The sequence below is a fragment of the Amycolatopsis thermalba genome (assembly GCF_003385215.1).
In the GTDB taxonomy this organism is placed as follows: domain Bacteria; phylum Actinomycetota; class Actinomycetes; order Mycobacteriales; family Pseudonocardiaceae; genus Amycolatopsis_E; species Amycolatopsis_E thermalba.
On sequence record NZ_PQHW01000011.1, the window covers coordinates 41,572 to 62,737 of the forward strand.

18 protein-coding genes are annotated in these 21,166 nt (G+C 71.6%); 6 read left to right on the forward strand and 12 right to left on the reverse strand.

The genetic code is table 11. The annotated features are described in order from the left end of the window. Positions 1-5 precede the first annotated feature (5 nt). The 5 genes from icmF to D0D15_RS07305 form a co-directional block, all read right to left on the reverse strand. The gene (gene icmF / locus D0D15_RS07285) at positions 6-3,242 is read right to left on the reverse strand and encodes a fused isobutyryl-CoA mutase/GTPase IcmF (protein WP_094008267.1); all 3,237 of its coding nucleotides are present in this window, start codon (positions 3,240-3,242) and stop codon (positions 6-8) included. 163 nt (positions 3,243-3,405) lie between these two features. Next, positions 3,406-4,017 (reverse strand): GTP-binding protein, encoded by a 612-nt coding sequence (locus tag D0D15_RS07290; protein WP_094008268.1) that lies wholly within the window; start codon positions 4,015-4,017, stop codon positions 3,406-3,408. Continuing rightward, positions 3,998-4,720, reverse strand: a complete 723-nt coding sequence (locus D0D15_RS36950) for a DUF742 domain-containing protein (RefSeq protein WP_094008269.1) — start codon at positions 4,718-4,720, stop codon at positions 3,998-4,000. Before D0D15_RS36950 ends, D0D15_RS07290 begins: the two co-directional genes overlap by 20 nt. Positions 4,721-4,727: 7 nt before the next feature. Then, positions 4,728-5,168, reverse strand: coding sequence for a roadblock/LC7 domain-containing protein (locus D0D15_RS07300; protein WP_094008270.1), 441 nt, complete (start codon positions 5,166-5,168; stop codon positions 4,728-4,730). Beyond that, complete coding sequence (locus D0D15_RS07305) at positions 5,165-9,691, reverse strand: nitrate- and nitrite sensing domain-containing protein (RefSeq protein WP_115944324.1); 4,527 nt, start codon at positions 9,689-9,691, stop codon at positions 5,165-5,167. The genes D0D15_RS07300 and D0D15_RS07305 overlap by 4 nt, the downstream gene beginning before the upstream one ends. 877 nt (positions 9,692-10,568) lie before the next feature. Here D0D15_RS07305 and D0D15_RS07310 point away from each other — a divergent pair. Genes D0D15_RS07310 through D0D15_RS07330 form a run of 5 tightly spaced genes read left to right on the forward strand, consistent with a single transcriptional unit; the run spans position 10,569 to position 14,972 of the window. Next, complete coding sequence (locus tag D0D15_RS07310) at positions 10,569-10,985, forward strand: DUF485 domain-containing protein (RefSeq protein ID WP_094008272.1); 417 nt, start codon at positions 10,569-10,571, stop codon at positions 10,983-10,985. 4 nt (positions 10,986-10,989) lie between these two features. Continuing rightward, entirely contained in the window at positions 10,990-12,588 is a 1,599-nt protein-coding gene (locus tag D0D15_RS07315) for a solute symporter family protein (RefSeq protein ID WP_094008273.1), read from the forward strand. Positions 12,589-12,600: 12 nt separating this feature from the next. Then, the gene (locus D0D15_RS07320) at positions 12,601-13,758 is read left to right on the forward strand and encodes a type III PLP-dependent enzyme (RefSeq protein WP_094008274.1); all 1,158 of its coding nucleotides are present in this window, start codon (positions 12,601-12,603) and stop codon (positions 13,756-13,758) included. Further along, positions 13,748-14,128 (forward strand): adenosylmethionine decarboxylase, encoded by a 381-nt coding sequence (gene speD / locus D0D15_RS07325; RefSeq protein WP_094008275.1) that lies wholly within the window; start codon positions 13,748-13,750, stop codon positions 14,126-14,128. The genes D0D15_RS07320 and speD overlap by 11 nt, the downstream gene beginning before the upstream one ends. After that, positions 14,109-14,972 carry a spermidine synthase gene (locus tag D0D15_RS07330; protein ID WP_094008276.1) on the forward strand — a complete coding sequence of 288 codons (864 nt, stop codon included), beginning with the start codon at positions 14,109-14,111 and terminating at the stop codon, positions 14,970-14,972. The genes speD and D0D15_RS07330 overlap by 20 nt, the downstream gene beginning before the upstream one ends. Here D0D15_RS07330 and D0D15_RS07335 read toward each other — a convergent pair. The 7 genes from D0D15_RS07335 to D0D15_RS07360 all read right to left on the reverse strand — a co-directional run bounded on the left by D0D15_RS07335 (position 14,938) and on the right by D0D15_RS07360 (position 20,155). Continuing rightward, complete coding sequence (locus tag D0D15_RS07335; protein WP_094008277.1) at positions 14,938-15,294, reverse strand: DUF3817 domain-containing protein; 357 nt, start codon at positions 15,292-15,294, stop codon at positions 14,938-14,940. The genes D0D15_RS07330 and D0D15_RS07335 overlap by 35 nt on opposite strands. A gap of 13 nt (positions 15,295-15,307) precedes the next feature. Beyond that, positions 15,308-15,700 carry a hypothetical protein gene (locus D0D15_RS07340; RefSeq protein WP_094008278.1) on the reverse strand — a complete coding sequence of 131 codons (393 nt, stop codon included), beginning with the start codon at positions 15,698-15,700 and terminating at the stop codon, positions 15,308-15,310. Positions 15,701-15,723: 23 nt separating this feature from the next. Next, positions 15,724-16,614: a lysozyme family protein gene (locus D0D15_RS07345; protein WP_094008279.1), complete on the reverse strand. Its 891-nt coding sequence runs from the start codon at positions 16,612-16,614 to the stop codon at positions 15,724-15,726. A gap of 128 nt (positions 16,615-16,742) precedes the next feature. Next, entirely contained in the window at positions 16,743-17,222 is a 480-nt protein-coding gene (locus D0D15_RS07350) for a transcriptional regulator (RefSeq protein WP_094008280.1), read from the reverse strand. A gap of 305 nt (positions 17,223-17,527) precedes the next feature. Then, entirely contained in the window at positions 17,528-17,695 is a 168-nt protein-coding gene (locus D0D15_RS36240) for a hypothetical protein (protein ID WP_020418820.1), read from the reverse strand. A gap of 172 nt (positions 17,696-17,867) precedes the next feature. After that, entirely contained in the window at positions 17,868-19,010 is a 1,143-nt protein-coding gene (locus tag D0D15_RS07355) for a CaiB/BaiF CoA transferase family protein (protein WP_167481464.1), read from the reverse strand. Next, a complete protein-coding gene (locus D0D15_RS07360) occupies positions 19,010-20,155 on the reverse strand; it encodes an acyl-CoA dehydrogenase family protein (RefSeq protein WP_094008282.1) in 1,146 nt (381 codons plus the stop codon). Before D0D15_RS07360 ends, D0D15_RS07355 begins: the two co-directional genes overlap by 1 nt. A gap of 91 nt (positions 20,156-20,246) precedes the next feature. Between D0D15_RS07360 and D0D15_RS07365 the strand changes: the two genes are divergently transcribed. Further along, complete coding sequence (locus tag D0D15_RS07365) at positions 20,247-20,861, forward strand: TetR/AcrR family transcriptional regulator (RefSeq protein WP_094008283.1); 615 nt, start codon at positions 20,247-20,249, stop codon at positions 20,859-20,861. The last annotated feature ends 305 nt before the right edge of the window (positions 20,862-21,166 follow it).

A 21,166-nucleotide genomic window follows, 5' to 3' on the forward strand; every position in this document is an offset into this window, starting at 1 on the left:
CCGCGTCAGATGTTGCGCCGGTACTGGCCGCCGACCTCGAAGAACGCCTCCGTGATCTGGCCGAGCGAGCACACCCGCGCGGCGTCCATCAGCACCCCGAACAGGTTGTCGCCCCGGGTGGCGGCTTCGCGCAGCGCCTGGAGCGCCTGCTCGGCGTCGTGGCTGTGCCGCTGCTGGAAGTCGGCCAGCCGCGTCAGCTGCGACTGCTTCTCCTCCTCCGTCGCGCGCGCCAGTTCGACCTCGACCTCGTCGTCCTCCGGGTGCGGGTTGCGGAACGTGTTCACGCCGATGATCGGCAGCGTGCCCTCGTGCTTGAGCCGCTCGTACAGCATCGACTCGTCCTGGATCTTGCCGCGCTGGTACCCGGTTTCCATCGCGCCCAGCACGCCGCCGCGCTCGGCGATCCGGTCGAACTCGGTGAGCACGGCCTCCTCGACCAGGTCGGTCAGCTCGTCGATGATGAACGAGCCCTGCAGCGGGTTCTCGTTCTTCGACAGGCCCCACTCCTTGTTGATGATCATCTGGATGGCCATCGCGCGCCGCACCGAGTTCTCCGTGGGCGTGGTGATCGCCTCGTCGTAGGCGTTGGTGTGCAGCGAGTTCGCGTTGTCGTACAGCGCGCACAGCGCCTGCAGCGTGGTGCGGATGTCGTTGAAGCTCATCTCCTGCGCGTGCAGCGACCGGCCGGAGGTCTGCACGTGGTACTTCAGCTTCTGCGACCGCTCGTTGGCGCCGTAGCGCTCCTTCATCGCGACCGCCCAGATGCGCCGCGCGACCCGGCCGAGCACCGAGTACTCGGCGTCCATGCCGTTGGAGAAGAAGAACGACAGGTTCGGCGCGAAGTCGTCGATGTGCATGCCCCGGGCGAGGTAGGACTCGACGTAGGTGAACCCGTTGGCCAGCGTGAACGCCAGCTGCGAGATCGGGTTCGCGCCCGCCTCGGCGATGTGGTAGCCGGAGATCGACACCGAGTAGAAGTTGCGCACCCCGTGCTCGATGAACCACTCCTGGATGTCGGCCATCATGCGCAGGCTGAACTCGGTGGAGAAGATGCAGGTGTTCTGCCCCTGGTCCTCCTTGAGGATGTCGGCCTGCACCGTGCCGCGCACCTGGCGCAGCGTCCATTCGCGCAGGTCCTCGGCCTCCGACGGCGTGGGCTCGCGCCCGTGCTCGGCCCGGAACGCGTCCATCCGCTGGTCGATCGCGGTGTTGAGGAAGAACGCCAGGATCGTCGGCGCGGGGCCGTTGATCGTCATCGACACCGACGTGTTCGGCGCGGTCAGGTCGAACCCGTCGTAGAGCGCCTTCATGTCGTCCAGCGTCGCGATGGACACGCCGGAGGTGCCGATCTTGCCGTAGATGTCCGGTCGCGTGTCCGGGTCGTGCCCGTACAGCGTCACCGAGTCGAACGCCGTCGACAGGCGCTTCGCCTCGGAGTCGGCCGAGAGGTACTTGAACCGGCGGTTGGTGCGGAACGCGTCGCCTTCGCCGGCGAACATGCGCGCCGGGTCCTCACCCTCCCGCTTGAACGGGAAGACGCCGGCCGTGTAGGGGAAGTAGCCGGGCAGGTGCTCACGGCGCAGGAACGACAGCAGCTCGCCGCGGTCGGTGTAGCGCGGCAGCGCCACGCGCGGGATCCGGTTGCCGGACAGGGTGTCCCGCCACAGCTGGGTGCGCAGCTCCTTGTCCCGGATGCGGACGACCAGCTCCTCCTGCCGGTAGGACTCGGCCAGCTCGTCCCACCGCTCCAGCAGCCCGGCCACCGACGGGTCCACCTCGGACTCCGCTTTCGCCAGCAGCGCCTCGATCGGGCCGGTGTCCGCGCCGTCCGCGGCCAGCGCCCCCTTCGCGGCGCGCAGCTGGTCGACCTTGCGCACGGCCGCGACCTGGTCCCGCGTCTTCTCGTGGTAGCCGCGCACGGTGGCGGCGATGTCGGCGAGGTAGCGCTCCTTCGACGGCGGGATGATCACCGTCGCCCCGGTGGACACCTTGGCCTCCACCTTCGGCAGCTGGCCCGCCGACACCGACAGGCCGCGCTCGGCGAGCGCGTCGCGCAGGTACTGGTACAGCGCGGTCACACCGTCGTCGTTGAAGCGCGCGGCGCTGGTGCCGAACACCGGCATGTCCTCGGGCAAGGCCCCGAACGCCTCGCGGTTGCGCACCAGCTGGCGCGCCACGTCGCGGCGCGCGTCCTCGGCGCCGCGGCGCTCGAACTTGTTGATCGCCACCACGTCGGCGAAGTCGAGCATGTCGATCTTCTCCAGCTGCGACGCGGCGCCGAACTCCGGCGTCATCACGTACAGCGAGTAGTCGACGTGGTCCACGATGCCCGCGTCGCCCTGCCCGATGCCCGGCGTCTCGACGACCACCAGGTCGTAGCCCGCGGCCTTGCACGCCAGCACGGCCTCGTCCAGGCCGTCGGGTACCTCACCGCCGGCCTGGCGGGTGGCCATCGAGCGGAAGTAGACCTGCGCCCCGTCCAGGCCGTTCATCCGGATCCGGTCGCCGAGCAGCGCACCACCGCCGCGGCGCCGGGTCGGGTCGACCGCCAGCACCGCGATGCGCAGCTTGTCCTCCTGGTCCAGCCGGAAGCGCCGGAGCAGCTCGTCGGTCAGCGACGACTTGCCCGAGCCGCCGGTGCCGGTGATGCCCAGGACCGGGACCGTGCGGGCCCGCGCCGCCTCGGTGATGCGGGCGAGCCGGTCCTCGGTCACGCTGCCGGCCTGCAGCTGGGTGATGAACCGCGCGAGCGACGGGACGTCCCCGGCCAGCAGGTCGTCGTCCGACCCGGCCGGCACCTCGGCCAGGTCGTAGTCGCACTCCTTGATCATCAGGTTGACCATGCCCGGCAGGCCCAGCTGGAGGCCGTCGTCCGGGGAGAAGATGCGGGCGACGCCGCGGGAGTGCAGCAGCTCAATCTCCTCGCGGACGATGACGCCGCCCCCGCCGCCGTACACCTTGATGTGCCCGGCGCCGCGCTCGTTCAGCAGCTCGACGAGGTAGCTGAAGTACTCCACGTGGCCGCCCTGGTAAGCGCTGATCGCGATGCCGTGGGCGTCCTCGCTGATCGCGGCCGTGACGACCTCGTCCACCGACCGGTTGTGCCCGAGGTGGACGACCTCCGCACCCTGCGACTGCAGGATGCGCCGCATGATGTTGATCGAAGCGTCGTGCCCGTCGAACAGACTCGAGGCGGTGACGAACCGCACCGGGTGCACGAGCCGGTGAAGTGAGGCGTTCATGCCTCAAAAATACTTGGACTTCCTACTATCGCAAACCCAAGCGTGACCGCGGCGACATCCAGCGCGGGACCGTAACGATTCAGAAGGCGGACAGCACGACGACGGCGTCGTCCGGACGGGTGCCGGGCCCCCGCCCGGCACTTCCCCAGCTACCTCGCCGGCGTCAGCGCGCGCCGGCCGTGCGCATCGCGATCCACTGCCGCATCGCGTACTCGACCAGCGTGATCAGCGTCTGCTTGGTCGACTCGCGGTCGCGGGCGTCGCAGCGCACGATCGGAATGCTCTCGTCGATCGCCAGCGCCTCGCGCACGTCGCTCAGCTCGTGGTGCAGCTGCCCGTCGAACGTGTTGACGCCGATGATGTAGGGCAGCCTGCGGTCCTCGAAGAAGTCGACCGGCGCGAACGAGTCCGCCAGCCGCCGCGTGTCCGCGAGCACCACGGCACCGATCGCGCCGCGGACCAGGTCGTCCCACATGAACCAGAACCGCTGCTGACCGGGCGTGCCGAACAGGTACAGGATCAGGTCCTTGTCCAGCGACACCCGGCCGAAGTCCATGGCCACGGTGGTGGTGGCCTTGTTGGGTGTCTGGTCGAGGTTGTCGATGCCGCGGCTCGCGTCGGTCATCATCGCCTCGGTGGTGAGCGGCACGATCTCCGAGACCGAGCCGACGAAGGTGGTCTTGCCGGCACCGAAACCACCGGCGACCACGATCTTCGCCGAGGTCATGGTCTGCGGCGCGGCCTGCCGCGGTGCCTTAAAGCCGACGGAGTCCACTCAACACCCTTTCCATCAACATGAGATGCGCCTCGGCGTCGTCGTTGGTCGACACCGTGCGGTGCACGGTGACCAGACCAGCATCGGCGGCGTCGCTGATGAGGACTCTGGCCACGCCGATCGGGACCCGCAGCAGCGCTGCGACCTCCGCGACCGACCGCGGTGTACGACATTCTTCCATGATCGAGCGGTGCTCGAACTGCACCGTCAGCGCGCCGGCGTCGAGCCGGGCGAGGACGGCGTCCTGGACGGAGATCAGCGTCTCCAGTTCCAGGGCGACCCGGGCCTTGGTGCGGCCGCCGGTGAGCGCGTAGGGGCGCACCACCGCGGTCTCCTCGGCGGGGTGGAGCTCCGGCTCCTCGCGGCGCGACGGCACGCGCGGGGCCGGCTGCGGGGGCTGCACCGGGTCGAAGAACCCGCTGCCCGGCGAGGAGTCGAAGAGGCTCGCCGACCGGGCCGGGTGCTCCGGCTCCGGTCGCGGCGCGGGTGCCGGTTGCGGTGACGGCTGGGGCACCGGCGGCGCCTGCTCGGCCTGCGGTGCTTCGGGGGCCTCGGCCGTTTCGGTCCCGGGCTGCTGGTCGCGCTGCTTCTTGCGCTTCCAGCGGCCACGCCCGGAGTCCAGGCTGAAGCTGTTCATCACGTCGGCGAACGTCGGCTCCGGTTCGCCGACGGATGGGGAGCCACTCTCGGATCCCGTGGTCATGTCGGCATCATCCCACCGGTTCACCGATCAGGGGGCCACCGGCTCCCTGCAGCTGAGCCCGCAGTTCGGGGGTGAGGATCTGGCCCACCCGGTCGACCAGCATGGTCATCTCGTAGGCGACCTGGCCGATGTCGCAGTTCGGGGCGGCCAGGACCGCCAGGCACGAGCCGTCGCTGATGGACATCAGGATCATGATCCCGAGTTCCATCTCCACGACGGTTTCGTTGACCGCACCGGCTTCGAAGCACCGCGCCGCGCCCTGGGTCAGGCTGACGAGCCCGGAGGCCACCGCGGCGAGCTGGTCGGCGCGGTCGAGCGGCAACCGGTTCGAAGCGGTCAGCAGCAGGCCGTCGGCCGAAACGACCACCGCGTGCGCTACGCCAGGCACACGCTCGGCGAAATCATTGACCAGCCATCCGAACTGGTTCTGTGGCTGCGGCGTGGTCATTCACCCTCCATGGTTCCTTGTTCGGGGTCGGCGGACTGAGCGGTCCGGTGCCTTCCACGCTGAACACCTTGCTGGAAACTGCTCAGCCTGCCACGCACATCCTGCGGGTCACGGCGTGTCCGCGGTGCCGGGGCGGGCGCCCCCGGGGACAGGGCGCTGCCGGGCAGCAACTGCTCACCGCGGCGCCGCTTGGGCAGCCCCGCCGCGGTGAAGTTCGACGGCGACGACGAGGAGACGGTCTGAACCGCCGCCCAACTCTCGTCCGAGGCGAACGACCAGGCGCCACCCGGGACACCCTCCGCTCCGGCCGGCTGGCGGTCCGGGGTGGATCCGGACTGCTGGCCGCCGCCGGGTCCGGACTGCTGGGCGCGGGCGGGTTCGGGCTGCTGGCCGCCGCCGGGTCCGGGCTGTAGGTCGCCGGCGGGTCCGGGCTGCTGGGCACCGGCGCGTTCGGGCCGCTGGAAGAGGCCGGTGCCCTCGCCGGTGCCCGGACGCTGGAACAGCCCGGTGCCCTCCACCGGCCGCGGCTGGCGCCGGGGCAGGCCGTTCTCGGCCTGCCCCGAGGCCGGCTGCCGCTGGGGCAGGCCGTACTCCGGCTGAGCCTCGGCACCCTCGGCAGGCTGCGCCTTGCGCTGAGGCAAGCCGGGCTCCGCCCCGGCGGCCGCGGCAGTTTCGGCCGACGGGCGCTGCGCCAGGCCGCTCTCGGCAGACTTCGCCTTGCGCTGCGGCAGGCCGCTCTCGGCAGACTTCGGCTGCCGCTGCGGCAGGCCGGGCTCCGCCCCGGCAGCAGCAGCCGTCTCGGCCGGCGGGCGCTGCGCCAGGCCGCTCTCGGCAGGCTTCGCCTTGCGCTGCGGCAGGCCGCTCTCGGCAGACTTCGGCTGCCGCTGCGGCAAGCCGGGCTCCGCCCCGGCAGCAGCAGCCGTCTCGGCCGACGGGCGCTGCGCCAGGCCGCTCTCGGCAGACTTCGGCTGGCGCTGCGGCAAATCGGGCTCCGGCTGAGCGTCCGCGCCCGCCGCAGGCTTCGCCTGACGCTGCGGCAGGCCGGGCTCCGGCTGAGGCTCCGCGGACGGCTTCGGTTCGCGCTGGGGTAGCTCGGGGCCCTTGTTCGTGGCGGTGGGCTCGGGCTTTGGCTCGGGTTTCGGTTGGCGGCGTGGCAGGCCGCTGTCCGTGGCGGTGGGCTTCGACGAGCCTTCCGCATCCTTCGCCTTCGGGAGAGCGGCCTCGGCGCCTTCGGCTTCCTTCGCCTGCGCGCCGGCCTTCGGCTTGCGGCGGGGTAGTCCGCTCTCCGTCGCCTCGGTGCTCTTCGGCTCGCGCTGCGGGAGGCCGCTGTCCAGCTGCGGCGCCTCCGCGCCCGGGCGCGGCTTGCGGCGCGGCAGGCCGGTCTCCGGCTGCGCCGTCCCGGCGGCGGTGCCCTCCGCCGAAGTGGCAGCGCTTTCCCGCTGCGCCGCGGCACCTTCCTGCGCCGCGGCGCTCGCCTTCGCAGCGGCACCCGCCTGCGCAGCGCTAACCCCTTGCGTCGCGGCGCTCGCCTTCGCAGCAGCATCCCCCTGCGCAGCAGCTTCCTGCGCGGCAGCACCCTCCTGCACTGCGCCAGTCCCCTGCGCGGCGGCGCTGCCCGGCACGGGGGCACTCCCCTGCCCAGCGGATCCCGGCACAGCAGCAGTCCCCGCCGCAGCAGCAGCTCCCGGCGCGGCACTGCCCGCACCCGCGCTGCCCTGCGTAGTCGCAGTGTCTCCGTCCGCGCTGGTAGCGCTTTCCCGCCCCGCAGCGGCTTCCGCGGACTGGTCCCGCTTCGCGTGGCGGGCGCGGTTCACGCCGTGCTGGAAGCTGCTCAGCCGGCCCCGCACGTCGGCCGGGTCGCGGACCGGCATCTCCCGCTGCGGGTTCGGCTCCGGGGTCTCCGCGGCGGCACTGCCGGGCAGCAGCTGCTCCCCGCGGCGGCGCTTCGGCAGGCCCGCGTCGGTGAAGGTCTTCGGCTCCACCTGGGACGCCGCCTGGACCGCGCGCCAGTTCTCGTCGACCGCGAAGTCCCAGCCGCTGGCCGCCTTGGCGCTCTCCGGCTCGTCCGAAGTGGACTCACCCGCCGTCGAGGCCACCTTCGCAGCCGCCGGCGGATCGTCGCTGCGGAACCACGCCGACAGGGTCTCGTCGAAGATCGGCGTCGTCTCGCGGCGCGACGGCGGCGGCGTGGCCGGCTTCGGCTCGTTCGCCGCCGAGCTCCACCACTCCGACAACGGGCTGCTGTTCGCCGCGAACAACGCCTTCCCGCTGGGCAGCTCATCCGAGGCCGGCGTCGGCTCCGGCTCGGCAGGCGCCTCGGGCGCGGGCGACGGCTCCGCACCCTCCGCGGGGATCGGCGTGAACAACGCGGTCCCGGAGATCTCCAGGTCCGACGGCGGCCGCGGCGGCAGCACCCCGGAGTGCCCGTTCTGCGCCCACGACGGGGCGTTCGCACCATCCCCGGGCGTCGGCGCCTGACCGAAACTCGCCAGCGCCTCCGGCCGCCCCGCACCGTTGACCGTGCGCCGCCGCGGCGGCGCGGCCGACGGGTCCGGCTGGGCCGGGGCCGGCGCGGGCAGGTCCATGACCAGGTCCGCGGGCACGGTGACGGTCGCCCGCACCCCGGCGATGTCCTTGCCCCCGTGCAGGACCACCCCGATGTTGTGCCGCCCGGCGAGGCGGCCGACCACGAACAGGCCCATCCGGCGCGAGGTCGCGAGGTCGACCGTGCCCGCCTCGGTCAGCCGGGCGTTGGCCTCGGCGACCTCGGCCTCGTTCATCCCGATGCCCTGGTCGATGATGTCGATGACCAGGCCGCCCTGGTCGTTCGCGCGGGTCGTGACCGTCACGTGGGTCTCCGGCGCGGAGAACGCGGTCGCGTTGTCCAGCAGCTCGGCGACCAGGCGCATCAGGTCGCTCGCGGCGAACCCGACGATGCGCGCGTCCGGCGGGGTCTGCACCACGACCCGCTGGTACTGCTCGATCTCCGACACCGCGGCGCGCAGCACGTCGGAGGTGGTGACCGGCTGGCCGGAGCGGCGGCCCGGCTCGGCGCCGGAGAGCACCATCAGGTTCTCGTTGTTGCGCCGCATGCGGGTCGCCAGGTGGTCCAGCTGGAACAGCGTCGCGAGCTGGTCGGCGTCCTCCTCGTCCCGCTCCAGCCGCTCGATCAGCTGCAGCTGCCGCTGCACGAGGCTCTGGCTGCGGCGCGAGAGGTTGACGAACACGCTGCTGTAGCCGGTGCGCATGTTGGCCTGCTCGACCGCGAGCCGCAGCGCCTGGCTGTGCACCGCGTCGAACGCCTTGGCCACCTCGCCGATCTCGTCCTTCGTGCCGACCGGCACCGGCTGCACATCGGTGGTCTGCTCGCGGCCCTCCTGGATGTTGCGCACCGCGGCAGGCAGCTGCCGGTCGGCGACGTCCAGGGCGCCGGCCCGCAGCACGCGCAGCGAGTGCAGCAGCTGGCGGGTGATGAGGATGACGACCGCGGCGGTGACCACGAGCGCGAGGAACAGCAGCACCGCGAGCAGGCCGGCGTCGGTGCCCGCGCTGTCCGCGAGGTCCGCGGAGGTCGCGGTGAGCTCGTCGCCCAGGCTGTCGCTGACGGTGTTCAACGCGGCGATCACCGACGCCGACACCGCGGTCCACTGCTGGGCCGAGATGCCGCGCAATGCGCTCGGCACGGAGGCGCCCTCGGCCGCGAGCACGCCGTTGACCAGGCGGCTGCGGGTGTTGAAGTCCTGGCCCATCACCGTGCGGTCGAACAACGCCTCCTGCGCGGAGCCGGCCGCGGCGCGGAAGTCGACGAGCCGGTCGGTCAGCCGCAGCTCGGCCGTGCGCAGGTCGTTGAGCTGGCTCGGGGTGAGGTTGCCGCGCGCGATGCCGTAGCCGAGCAGCGACTGGGCGATGGACGCCTCTTCCTTCACCACCAGCACGTCGTGCAGCGCGCTCGGCGTGCCGCCGATGGCGTCGTCGCCGATGCCGGCGACCAGCGAGGTGTCCAGGCCGATCAGCGACTCGGTCATCTCGCTGTAGGCGGCCAGCGCCGGCACCGCGTCGAGGCGGCCCTCGGCGACCTGGCGGCGCACCTCGGGCAGACGGCCGACGGCGGCCGCGGCGGCCTCGCCGGGCGCGCGGATGCCGTCGTCGGCGTCCGCGGCGTGCCCGGTGGCGCCGGCGAGCGGGCCGGTCGCGCTGTCCACCAGCTGCCGGGCGGCGTCCAGCCGCGGGGAACTGCCGACGGTGCCCTGGGTGAGCAGCGCCGCGGTCTCGGTGCGCTCCTGTTGCAGGGCGTCGACCAGCGTGCGGACCGCGCCGTTCAGCTCGACCAGCCGGTTCATCCGCTCGTAGTTGCCGGAGCGCTCGACCTGGTTGCCGATGGTGATCCCGCCCAGCACCAGGGCGACCACGATGGGCACCAGGGACACGGCGGCGAGCTTGGCGGACAGCCGCCAGTCCCGCCAGCGCGTGAGCGTGGCCCACTTCGACGGCTCCTCCGGTTGCTGGCCGAGGAGCTGTCCCACAGGCACTTGGCCCTGTCCTGCAACGGTCACGAAGGTGACTCCCTGTCCGGCGTCTGCTGTGCGTGGTGGGCCGGACCCGTGCCGGAGCGCACGGCGGCGGCACCGCGTGACCTCAACCGCATGGCTCTCCTCATCACGGGTGGAACTCGTCGCTTCTCTTGCAGCCCCAGCCGACGGCGCTGTCCCGGCCGCCCGCCGTCCCGCCGGACCGGCCCGGCGCCGTTGCCGGTGCATCATGCGGTGTGCACGATGCGGCGCACAACACCGGTTTACGCTCGGTCACAGCGAGTCAGCGTGGCCCAGGAAGCGTACACCAAACGGGCCCCACCGAAGCCCGCCGAACCTGGCGGTGCTGACCTGCGGAAATACCGCTGGTGACCAGGGGTTTACGCGAAATGCCTTGTCAGGGCGCCAGAAGCGCGGTTTCCGGTTACCGCAGGGCACACCCACACCGTGGACCTGTCACCCACTTAGCCCAGAGCTGACTGGGACGAAGCGGAAAATCCACACCGACCGTGCGGACGCCCCGTGTCCGGCGAGCCGAATACCCCCCGATCTTGTGGCTTTCGCTGTGATGTGGATTTCTGCCCGGTCACCACGTCTGGCCAGCGCTTTTTCACCACCGCCGCGGTGTTACGCGGTATCGCGCGCCTCACCCCTTCCAGGGACGGCACCCCGCGTCACCTCACTGCCGGTTACGTGCTTCGGCGGAATCCCGCCCGCCTTTCGCCCGATCAGCGGATTAACCCGTCCGGGTGGCCCAGGCCCGCTTCACTCTGAAGAGGTCCTCCGATGTCGGAGGCCCAGGTCGGCGTAGTTAGCATGTGCGCCCACTGAAAGAGTTTCACCGACTTCGCTCGCTTGCCGGGAGGCAGAGATGCAGAACGTCGCCCCCACCGCCGCGACGCGCCCCGGGGAAGACACGGGGCAGATGCGGCCGCTGTTCGGCAACCCCAGCGAGCAACCGCCGCCCGCGCCGCGGCGTCCGGCCGGTCCCGACTTCGTCGCGATCCAGCGCAGCCCCGAGTTCGGCGAGCTGCGGGGGCGGTTCCGGCGGTTCGTGTTCCCGATGAGCCTGGCGTTCGTGCTCTGGTACCTGGTCTACGTGCTGCTCGCCGCGTACGCGCACGACTTCATGAGCATCAAGGTCTTCGGCGAGGTCAACGTCGCGATCGTGCTGGGGATCCTGCAGTTCGTCTCGACCGCCCTGATCACGGCCGCGTACCTGCGGTTCGCCCGGCGCCGCATCGACCCCGCCGTGGACGAGGTCCGCCAGCAGGCAGGAGTGCAGTAACCCGATGACCCACCTTCTCGCCGCGGGCACCGCGACCGCGGCCAGCAACCCGGTCCTCAACATCGCCGTCTTCGCGTTGTTCGTCGCCATCACGCTGTTCGTGGTGTACCGCGTGAGCAGCCGGAACTCCTCCCGCTCCGACTACTACGCCGCGGGCAGCGCGTTCACCGGGCGGCAGAACGGCATCGCGCTCTCCGGCGACTTCCTGTCGGCCGCGTCGTTCCTCGGCATCGCCGGCGCGATCGCCGTGCACGGCTACGACGGGTTCCTCTACTCGATCGGCTTCCTGGTCGCCTGGCTGGTGGACCTGCTGCTCATCGCGGAGCTGCTGCGCAACACCGGCCGCTTCACCATGGGCGACGTGCTGAGCTTCCGGATGAAGCAGCGCCCGGTGCGCGCCGCCGCCGCGACGTCGACCCTGGTGATCTCGCTGTTCTACATGCTGGCCCAGATGGCCGGCGCCGGTGGCCTGATCGCGCTGCTGCTGGACATCCACGGCGGCTTCGGCCAGGCCCTGATCATCGGCGTGGTGGGCATCGTCATGGTGCTGTACGTGCTGGTCGGCGGCATGAAGGGCACCACCTACGTCCAGATCATCAAGGCCGGCATCCTGATCCTGTCCGCGGTGCTGATGACCGTGTTCCTGTTCGGCAAGTTCGGCTTCAGCCTGTCGAACCTGCTCTCCCAGGCCGCCTACCACAGCCCGATGGGCGACAAGCTGCTCGAGCCGGGCGGCCAGTACGGCGCGAACGGCACCACGAAGCTGGACTTCGTGTCGCTGGCCATCGCGCTGATCCTGGGCGCGGCCGCCCTGCCGCACGTGCTGATGCGCTTCTACACCGTGCCGAACTCGCAGGAGGCGCGCCGCTCGGTCGTGTGGGCCACCGCCTGCATGTTCGTGTTCTACCTGTGCACCCTGGTCATCGGCTTCGGCGCGGCCGCGCTGGTCGGCACCGACGCGATCAAGGCCGCGCCCGGCGGCGAGAACTCCGCGGCGCCGCTGCTGGCCCTGCACATCGGCGGCACCCTGCTGCTGGGCATCATCGCCGCGGTGGCGTTCGCGACGATCCTGGCGGTCGTGGCCGGCCTGACGCTGACCGCGTCGGCATCCTTCGCCCACGACGTGTACGCCAACATCTTCAAGCGCGGCCACGCCGACCCGGTCGACGAGGTGCGGGTGGCGCGGCTCACCGCGATCGTGATCGGGGTGCTGGCGATCCTCGGCGGCATCCTCGCCAACGGGCAGAACATCGCGTTCCTGGTCGCGCTGGCGTTCGCGGTCGCGGCCTCGGCGAACCTGTCGACGCTGCTGTACTCGCTGTTCTGGAAGCGGTTCAACACCACGGGCACGCTGTGGGCCATCTACGGCGGCCTGGGCGCCTGCCTGGTGCTGGTGATCTTCTCGCCGGTGGTGTCCGGTTCGCCGGACTCGATCATCAAGGGCGTGGACTTCCACTGGTTCCCGCTGAAGAACCCGGGGCTGGTGTCGATCCCGTTCTCGTTCCTGTGCGGCTTCCTCGGCACGATCCTCGCCAAGGACAAGGCCGACCCGCGCAAGCACGCCGAGATGGAGGTCCGTTCGCTGACCGGCATCGGCTCCTGAGACGCTTCGGGGGTGACACCCCGAAGCCTCGGCCGGATCCGGCGCTTCCTGGCCGCGCACGACGTGCCGACGCCGTGCCTGGTCGTGGACACCGACGCGGTCGCCACGCGCGTGCGGGAGCTCCTCGGCGAGTTCCCGCACGCCCGTCTGTGTTATGCGGTGAAGGCGAACCCGGAGCCGGCGGTGCTGCGGGCCGTGCTGGGCGCGGGCGGCGGGTTCGACGTGGCGAGCCCGGCCGAGATCGAGGCGTGCCTAGCGGCCGGCGCCGAGCCCGCGGCCCTGTCCTACGGGAACACGATCAAGAAGCCGGCCGACATCGCGTTCGCCTGGTCGCGCGGGGTGCGGGACTTCACCACCGACGCCGAGGGCGACCTGGCCGCCTTGGCCGCGCACGCACCGGGCGCGTCGGTGTCGGTGCGGATCCTGGTGGACGGCCCGGCGTCGGCGACGCCGTTCGGGCAGAAGTTCGGCTGCGAGCCGGGCCGCGCGGCCGACCTGCTGGTGGAGGCGGACCGGCTGGGCCTGGACGCGGCCGGGATCGCCTTCCACGTCGGCTCGCAGCAGCCGGAACCGCAGGCGTGGGAGGCCGGGATCGCCGCGGCCGCGAAGATCTTCGCCGACTGCGCCGCGCGCGGGGTGCGGCTGCGGCGCCTGAACCTCGGTGGCGGTTTCGGCATCACCTACCGGCAGGCCGTGCCGTCGCTCGCCGCCTACGCCCGCACGATCCGGGCCGCGGTGGCGGCGTACTTCCCCGACGAGCCGGAGCTGCTGCTCGAACCGGGCCGGGCCGTGGTCGCCGAGGCCGGGCTGATCCGCACCGAAGTCGTGCTGGTGTCCACCCGGTTCGGGCGGCGGTGGGTCTACCTCGACATCGGCCGGTACAACGGCCTGGCCGAGACCGAGAACGAGGCCATCCCCTACCGGCTGGAGCCGCTGGACTCGCACGGTGAGCGGGGTCCCGTCGTGCTGGCCGGGCCGACGTGCGACGGTGACGACGTGCTGTACCAACGGACTCCCTACGAGCTGCCGCTGTCGCTGCGCGCCGGGGACCGGCTCGACATCCTCGACGCCGGCGCCTACACGGCGAGCTACTCGTCGGTGGCGTTCAACGGGATCCCGCCCCTGCGCACCTACTGCCTGGAAGGAGGCACCCTCGCCGATGGCACGTGAGATCGGCGCGTTCGCCGGACGGCACGTCCTGGCCGAGCTGCGCGGCATCGACCCGGGCCTGCTGGACGATCCGGCGTTCCTGCGCGACGCGCTGCGGACCGCGGTGACCGAAGCCGGGGCGACGGTCCGCGAGGTGGTCGGCCACCGGTTCGAGCCGCAGGGCGTGACGGTGCTGGCGCTGCTGGCCGAGTCGCACGCTTCGGTGCACACCTACCCGGAGATCGGGGCGGTGTTCGCGGACGTGTTCACGTGCGGGGACCAGGCGGATCCGGTGCTCGCGGTGCGCCTGCTGGCCGCCGCTTTGGGCACCGCCGAGGTGGAGATGTCGGTCGTCGAGCGCGGGGAGAAGCATGTCGCGGCAGATCGTTGAGCCCCTGGGAGCCGGGTTGTCGCGGGTGTGGGACGTGCCGGAGGTGCTGTTCGACGAGCACACCGGGTTCCAGCGGCTGCTGATCGGCCGGACGGCCCAGGGCGTGTCGCTGTTCTGCGACGACGAGCGGCAGAGCACCGAGGCGAGCCAGCTCGTCTACCACGAGGCGCTGATGGTGCCGGCGATGCTGCTGGCCGAGCGGTTGCGCAGGGTGCTGATCATCGGGTCGAGCGAGGGCGTGGCGAGCCAGCTGGCGGTGGCGTTCGGCGCGTCGCAGGTCGACCACGTCGACATCGACCGGGTGGCCGTGCGTACGTGCGCTTCGCTGCTCCCCTACGGCTACACGGCCGAGGAGCTGGAGGCCGCCGAGCGCGGCGAGGGGCCGGTGCGGGTGCACTACGCCGACGGGTTCTCGTTCGTGGAGTCGTCGCCGGGCGGGTACGACCTGGTGGTGATCGACCTGCCGGACGAGAACACCGATCCGCGGGCCCAGCACAACCGGCTCTACGGCGCGGACTTCCTGCGGCGGTGCGCCGGGTTGCTCGCGCCCGGCGGGGTGGTCTGCTGCCAGGGCGGCTGCCCGACGCTGTGGCGCAACGAGACGCTGCGGATCGCCTGGGCCCGGTTCACCGAGGTGTTCGCCACGCCGGTGTACTACGGCAGCGACGAGCACGAGTGGGCGTTCCTGTCCGGCCGCGTGGACGAGGTGGCCGACCCGGTGGGGACGATGATCGCCCACCTGGACGGCTTCACCCCGGCGACGCTGGACGCGGACACCCTGCGCGGGTCGACCGTGGTGCCCTACTCGCTCAGAGCTTGCGCCCCGCCTGGACGCGGTGCGTGACCGACCGCTCCGCGACGAACGACAGGAACGGGATGGTGCCCGCGAGCAGCACCAGGATCGTGCCCTTGATCGACCACCGCGCCTTGAGCGCCAGGTCGACCGCGAACACCAGGTAGACCATGTAGAAGATGCCGTGGCTGACACCGGCCCAGCTCATCATCCCCGGCGAGTCGAACGCGTACTTGAGGATGAAAGCCGCCGTGAGCAGCAGCAGCGCGATACCGGTGGCGTAGGCCAGCACGCGGTAGCGCAGCAGCGGTCCCCGCAGGGCCGGCGCGGCCTTCGCGGCCGGGGCGCCTTCGCGTTCGTCCGTGTCCACCATCAGGTCTGCCTTTCTAACTCTCGCGCTGGTCGCGGGCGTGCAGCTCGGCCAGGTAGCGGTTGTAGGCGGCGAGCTCGGGGTCCTCGTCCTCGGCCGGGAGCTGCCGCCGCACCCGGGGCGCCGGCACCTCGCGCACCGGCTGGTGGCCCCACTCGGCACGCGACTCCTCCGGCCGGGCGTCCTCGTCGGCCGCCTCGCGGCGCAGCTTCCAGATCCGCCACACCAGGAACGCCGGGAACACCCCGAACAGCGGCCACTGCAGCACGTAACCGAGGTTCTGGAACGAGCCGCTCGCCGATTCGAACCGGTTCCACTGCCACCAGGCCAGCCCGCAGCACACCGCGAACGCGGCGACGCACAGGACGCCGATCGCGATCCGGCGCGGCGTGAACAGACCCGTGGGCACACCACGACGCTAGCACCCGCGGGTCAGGAGACCTTGACGACCTGGGCGGCCTTGGCGTAGGCGTCGGCCAGGCCGAACACCTTCTGCGCGTAGTCGACCGAGTTGTTGTACGACAGGATCCCCGACCACCAGCCGTTCGCGCTGGCCATGTCGCGGCTGCCGACGCACAGGTACTTGGCGGCGGCGAGCGCGGCGGCGTCGATCTGCTGCGGGTTGTAGCCGCCGCCGTAGCGGGCCCACGTGCTGGGCAGGAACTGCATCGGCCCGACCGCCCGGTCGTACACCGGATCGCCGTCGAACCGGCCGCCGTCGCTGTCGCCGATCGCCTTGATGCCGGGCGAGCCGTCCAGCGGGACGCCGACGATCGCCTTCGACGGCAGCCCGTTGGCCTGCAGCACCGCGCCGCCGTACTGGCCGTGGTTGGACTCGACCCGGCCGATGCCGGCGAGCGTGGCCCAGGACAGCCGGCACTTCGGCTGCGTGGCCCGCATCTCCAGCTCGGCGTTGCCGTAGGCGACGAGCGCGCGGGCCGGGATGCCGGTGACGTCGGCGACCTGGGCCGCCCACCGCGAGAGCAGGTCCCCGCCGCCGGACTGCTGTTGCTGCTGGGGTTGTTGCTGCGGCTGGGTCTGCGCGGCGGGCGTGCCCTCGACGGTCACGCTCACCGGGGCGGCCGAACCGGGTTCGACCTGCGCCGCGGCGTTGGCCAGGTCGGGGATCTCGGTGGTGGTCTCGGTGCGGCCGGGACGGGTGACCGCGCTGGTCGTCCAGATCCCGCCGACGGCCGCGGCCAGCACCAGCACCACGACCGCGAGCCTGCCGAGCATCGCGGGCGCGGCCCGGGCGGGCCGGGCCGCGGGATCGTCACCGGTGGACACGTCCGCAGGGTCGTGCTCGATCTGCTCCGTGTCCAAGAACCTTGCCTCCCACCTGTCGCCCGCACGCTTCGCGCGCCGACGATAGGTGCGCCGGTGTCAAGCGAGCGCTAAAGCCTCACCTGACCAACGAGGCCGCGTTTCCTGACGTTACGCGGCCACGACGGTCAGCTGGCGCGCTGGCGGGCGAGCCGGGCGACGCACCAGGCCGGGGCGCTGCCGCGGCGCAGGTGCTGCAGGACCGTCATCGGGCCGAGACGACGGGACAGGTCGGACGGGGTGAGGCCGGCGGACCGGTAGTCCAGGGCGCGCTGGTCGAGCGGGCTGATGCCGGCGTCCCACCAGGCCTTGGCCTCCTCGATGTCGCCGACCATCTGCCACCAGCCGGCGGCCGCGACGAGCAGGTCGACCGGCACATCGGGCAGCCGTTCCTGCATCGCGTCCAGGTAGTCCGGGTCGGCCGACTCGACCGGCTTCCACGTGCGGGTGCCGGTGCGGGCGCGCTGGCCGGGGATCCCTGGTGGTTGCTGCGGCAGTTCGGCGAGCCAGGCGGAGGCGATCCGGTCGGCCTCCATCTCCTCGGGCGTGCGCTCAAGCTCGGACGCCCACTGGGCAATCACCGCATCCACCCCGGGATCTCCGGTCATCCCTGCCTCCTTGTGCCCCAACTGAAAGCCACCATCGAACGGCGATGATCGAAGCGATCGACCGTTTCGCCGGTGAGAACCGGCCGGTCACGCAATGTGAGCACCGTAGGGGGAATTCGGGCCGTCGCGCCAGAGGTTCCGGGCAAGGAATTCGGCGACCAGCGCGTTAATCACGGCAATCCACCCGGATGGTCGAACAGTGCCCCTCTGATGCCAGGATTGATGACTTTGCGTAGTTGTCCGCGGAACGCGCACGGCCACGGCCGGCACCGCGGCGAGGCGGTGCCGGCCGTGGCCGGATGGGGTCAGGAGAAGAGGCTGCGGACGAAGGTCACGATGGCTTCGGCACCGTCCCGGAGCCAGCCCAGCGCGCTGCGCACCACCTCGGCGGACTCGGTGGGACGGGTGATCAGGAAGAACAACACGAGCGCGACGACGGCCACGATGACGATCTTCTTGGTGTTCGCCGACATGGCCGTGTTCCCCTCGCTGCACTGGACCCGCGGGCCTGGTTCCCCCCGATCAACGGCAATCCTGCCGTCACCGGGACGTTTTCGACACCCCTTCACACGGATGGCTGGGCGTTGTGACGCTGCGTGCCCAGCCGGGACGTGTGACCACTCTAAACGATCTGTCGCACGCGCGTCAGGAGGCGATCACCCCCGCCTGCCGCAGCGCCGCGACACCGTCGGTGTCATACCCGAGTTCGGCCAGGACATCCTCGGTGTCCGCCCCCTTTTCGTGCGGTGGTTCCGGGGTGGCGGGCGGGGTGCGGTCGAACCGCGGCGCCGGGGCGGGCTGCACCACGCCACCGATCTCGACGAACGTGCCGCGCGCCGCGTTGTGCGGGTGCGCGGCCGCCTCCCACGGGCTGAGCACCGGCGTCAGGCAGGCGTCCGTGCCCTCCGCCCGCGCCACCAGCTCGTCGCGGGTGTACTTGCCGATCGCCGCCGCCAGGATCTCGCGCAGCCGCGGCCACTGGTTCCAGTCCAGGTGCACCGGCAGCTCCGCCGGGTCCAGTTCGAGCACCTGCACCAGATCGCCCCAGAACCGCATCTCGATCGCCCCGACCGCGACGTACTTGCCGTCCGCGGTCTCGTACGTGTCGTAGAACGGCGCGCCCCCGTCGAGGACGTTGCCACCCCGCTCGTTCGGCCACATCCCGGCCGACCGCATCCCGAACAGCTGCGTCATCAGCAACGCCGCGCCGTCGACCATCGCCGCGTCCACGACCTGCCCGCGCCCCGAGGTGGTCCGCTCGTGCAGCGCGGCGAGGATGCCGAACGCCAGCAGCATCCCGCCGCCGGCGAAGTCACCCACGAGGTTGAGCGGCGGCACCGGCCGCTCCCCCGCGCGCCCGATCGGTTCGAGCGCGCCCGCGACGCTGAGGTAGTTGATGTCGTGCCCGGCCGCCGACGCCAGCGGCCCGTCCTGGCCCCACCCGGTCACCCGGCCGTAGACGATCCGCGGGTTGCGCCCCTGCACGTGCTCGGGCCCCAGACCCATGCGCTCGGCCACGCCCGGGCGGAAGCCCTCGATGAACACGTCGGCCCGCTCCGCGAGCCGCAGCACGACCTCGACGCCGTCGGGGGTCTTGGTGTCCACGCCGATGGTCCGGCGCCCGCGCGTGAGCGGGTCGCCGGGCACGCCGAGGACGTCCGCGCCCGGCTTGGCCCGGTCGACCCGCACCACGTCGGCACCGAGGTCGGCCAGCAGCGTGCCCGCGAACGGCGCCGGGGCCAGGCCGGCGAGTTCGACGACCTTCAGCCCGGCGAGTGGTCCCGCCATCACAGCGTCCGCGAGATGACTTCGCGCATGATCTCGCTGGTCCCGCCGAAGATGCGGGAGATGCGCAGATCCGTCCACGCGCGGGCGATCGGGTACTCGGTCATGTAGCCGTAGCCGCCGTGCAGCTGGACGCAGTCGTCGACGACCTTGTTGGCGCGCTCGGTGGTCCACAGCTTGACCATCGCCGCGCCCTGGACGTCCAGCTCGCCCTTGAGGTGCCGTTCGACGCACTGGTCGAGGAACGCGCGCGCGACGACCGCCTCGGTGGCCGCGTCGGCGAGCTTGAACTTGCTGTTCTGGAAGTTGTAGACCGGGCGGCCGAACGCGGTGCGGCCCTTGGTGTACTCGATGGTGAGGTCGATCGCGGCCTCCATGCCTGCCACCGCCGTGACCGCGATGATCAGCCGCTCCTGCGGGAGCTGCTGCATCATCTGGATGAAGCCCTGGCCCTCCTCGCCGAGCAGGTTCGCCGCGGGCACGCGCACGTCGTCGAAGAACAGCTCGGCGGTGTCCTGGCCCTTGAGGCCGACCTTGTCCAGCACGCGGCCGCGGCGGAAGCCCGGCCGGTCGGTCTCGACGACGATCAGCGACACCCCGGCCGCGCCGGCGTCCGGATCGGTCTTGCAGGCCAGCACGACCACGTCGGCCATGCCGCCGTTGCTGATGAAGGTCTTGGCGCCGTTGATGACGTACTCGTCGCCCTCGCGCACCGCGCGGGTCTTGATGCCCTGCAGGTCGGAGCCGGTGCCCGGCTCGGTCATCCCGATCGCGCCGACCCACTCGCCGCTGGCGAGCTTGGGCAGCCACTCCTTCTTCTTCTCTTCGGTGGCGTAGTTGAGCAGGTAGTGCGCCACGATGCCGTTGTGCACGGACACGCCCCACGAGCCGTCCCCGCTGCGGGCCTGCTCCTCGTAGAGCACGGCTTCGTGCGCGAAGGTGCCGCCACCGCCGCCGTACTCCTCGGGGATCGAGATGGCGAGCAGCCCGACCTCGCCGGCCTTCGTCCACAGCTCGCGGTCGACGGACTTCTGCTGGTTCCACCGCTCCTGGTGCGGCACGAGCTCCTTCTGGCAGAACGAGCGGGCCAGTTCGCGGAACTCGCCCAGGTCCTGCGCCCAGGAACTCTTCGGTGCGGGCAACGGCATCGGTGACCTCCAGCAGTGGAAAACATTACGGACGGAATGTAAGTTCCAGGTGGAATGTACATCCGGCGGGAGCGCCGGTAAAGGAGGCGACGTGACCGCGCGGGGGCACCGCACACAGGCGCAGCGCCGGGAGCAGACCCGGACGGCCCTGCTCGACGCGACCATCGAGTGCCTGGTCGAGCTGGGGTATGCGCGCACGTCGGTGCAGGAGATCTGCGCCAGGGCGGGGGTCTCGAAAGGCGCAGCGCAGCACCATTTCGCGGACAAGGCCGAGCTGATGGCGGCCGCTGTGGCGCATCTCACGGCCCGGCGGACGGAGGCGCTGTCGGAGTCGTTCGCGGACCTGCCGAGCGGCGAGGAGGCCATCCCGGCGGCGATCGACCTGCTGTGGGCGGGTTACTCGGGCACGCTCGCCGCGGCGGCGACGGAACTGTGGATCGCGGCGCGCACGGACCCCGTCCTGCGGGCGGCGATCCGGCCGGTCGACCGGGCGCTGGGCCGGGAGACGCTGACGCAGATCCGGAACCTCGCGCCGGACCTGCCCCGGGAACGCGTGGAAACGCTGTTCTGGCTGACGGTGAACTTCACGCGAGGACTGGCGCTGGACGCCGAACTGGGCGGCGCACCCGCACGGCGAAAGCAACTACTGGAGGAGTGGAAGCGACTCGCGGTGGCCGCCTACCGGGGCGACACGGAGGCTGACTGAAGGCGAGCGGTCGCGCCGGGCGACGCCGAATCTCCACGGAACGGACCTCCGAGATGGGCAGCCTGCCGGCACCAGGCGAAACAGGCCGCGGGCGCAGCAAGCGCCTGCCGCCCCCGCGGGGGCGGCGCCGGCCACATGCCCGCCCCCGGCGGAACGGGTCCCGCGTACCGGCCCTGCACCGCGATCAGGGGTGGGCGCCGGGGAGTGAGTGGCCGGCCCGGCCCTCGCCCGGGCCGGCCGCTCACTCTTGAGACGTGTGGATCTCCGAATGTGACGTTCGCGAACGGAAAGGGTGTGCCGCCATA

What these genes read in the sequence shown, in the direction of transcription:
- D0D15_RS07330 (WP_094008276.1), top strand. Translation starts at nt 14,109, where the DNA reads ATGTCGCGGCAGATCGTTGAGCCCCTGGGAGCCGGGTTGTCGCGGGTG.
- D0D15_RS07360 (WP_094008282.1), bottom strand. Translation starts at nt 20,155, where the DNA reads ATGCCGTTGCCCGCACCGAAGAGTTCCTGGGCGCAGGACCTGGGCGAG.
- D0D15_RS07355 (WP_167481464.1), bottom strand. Translation starts at nt 19,010, where the DNA reads ATGGCGGGACCACTCGCCGGGCTGAAGGTCGTCGAACTCGCCGGCCTG.
- D0D15_RS36950 (WP_094008269.1), bottom strand. Translation starts at nt 4,720, where the DNA reads ATGACCACGGGATCCGAGAGTGGCTCCCCATCCGTCGGCGAACCGGAG.
- D0D15_RS07310 (WP_094008272.1), top strand. Translation starts at nt 10,569, where the DNA reads ATGCAGAACGTCGCCCCCACCGCCGCGACGCGCCCCGGGGAAGACACG.
- D0D15_RS07350 (WP_094008280.1), bottom strand. Translation starts at nt 17,222, where the DNA reads ATGACCGGAGATCCCGGGGTGGATGCGGTGATTGCCCAGTGGGCGTCC.
- D0D15_RS36240 (WP_020418820.1), bottom strand. Translation starts at nt 17,695, where the DNA reads ATGTCGGCGAACACCAAGAAGATCGTCATCGTGGCCGTCGTCGCGCTC.
- speD (WP_094008275.1), top strand. Translation starts at nt 13,748, where the DNA reads ATGGCACGTGAGATCGGCGCGTTCGCCGGACGGCACGTCCTGGCCGAG.
- icmF (WP_094008267.1), bottom strand. Translation starts at nt 3,242, where the DNA reads ATGAACGCCTCACTTCACCGGCTCGTGCACCCGGTGCGGTTCGTCACC.
- D0D15_RS07315 (WP_094008273.1), top strand. Translation starts at nt 10,990, where the DNA reads ATGACCCACCTTCTCGCCGCGGGCACCGCGACCGCGGCCAGCAACCCG.
- D0D15_RS07335 (WP_094008277.1), bottom strand. Translation starts at nt 15,294, where the DNA reads ATGGTGGACACGGACGAACGCGAAGGCGCCCCGGCCGCGAAGGCCGCG.
- D0D15_RS07300 (WP_094008270.1), bottom strand. Translation starts at nt 5,168, where the DNA reads ATGACCACGCCGCAGCCACAGAACCAGTTCGGATGGCTGGTCAATGAT.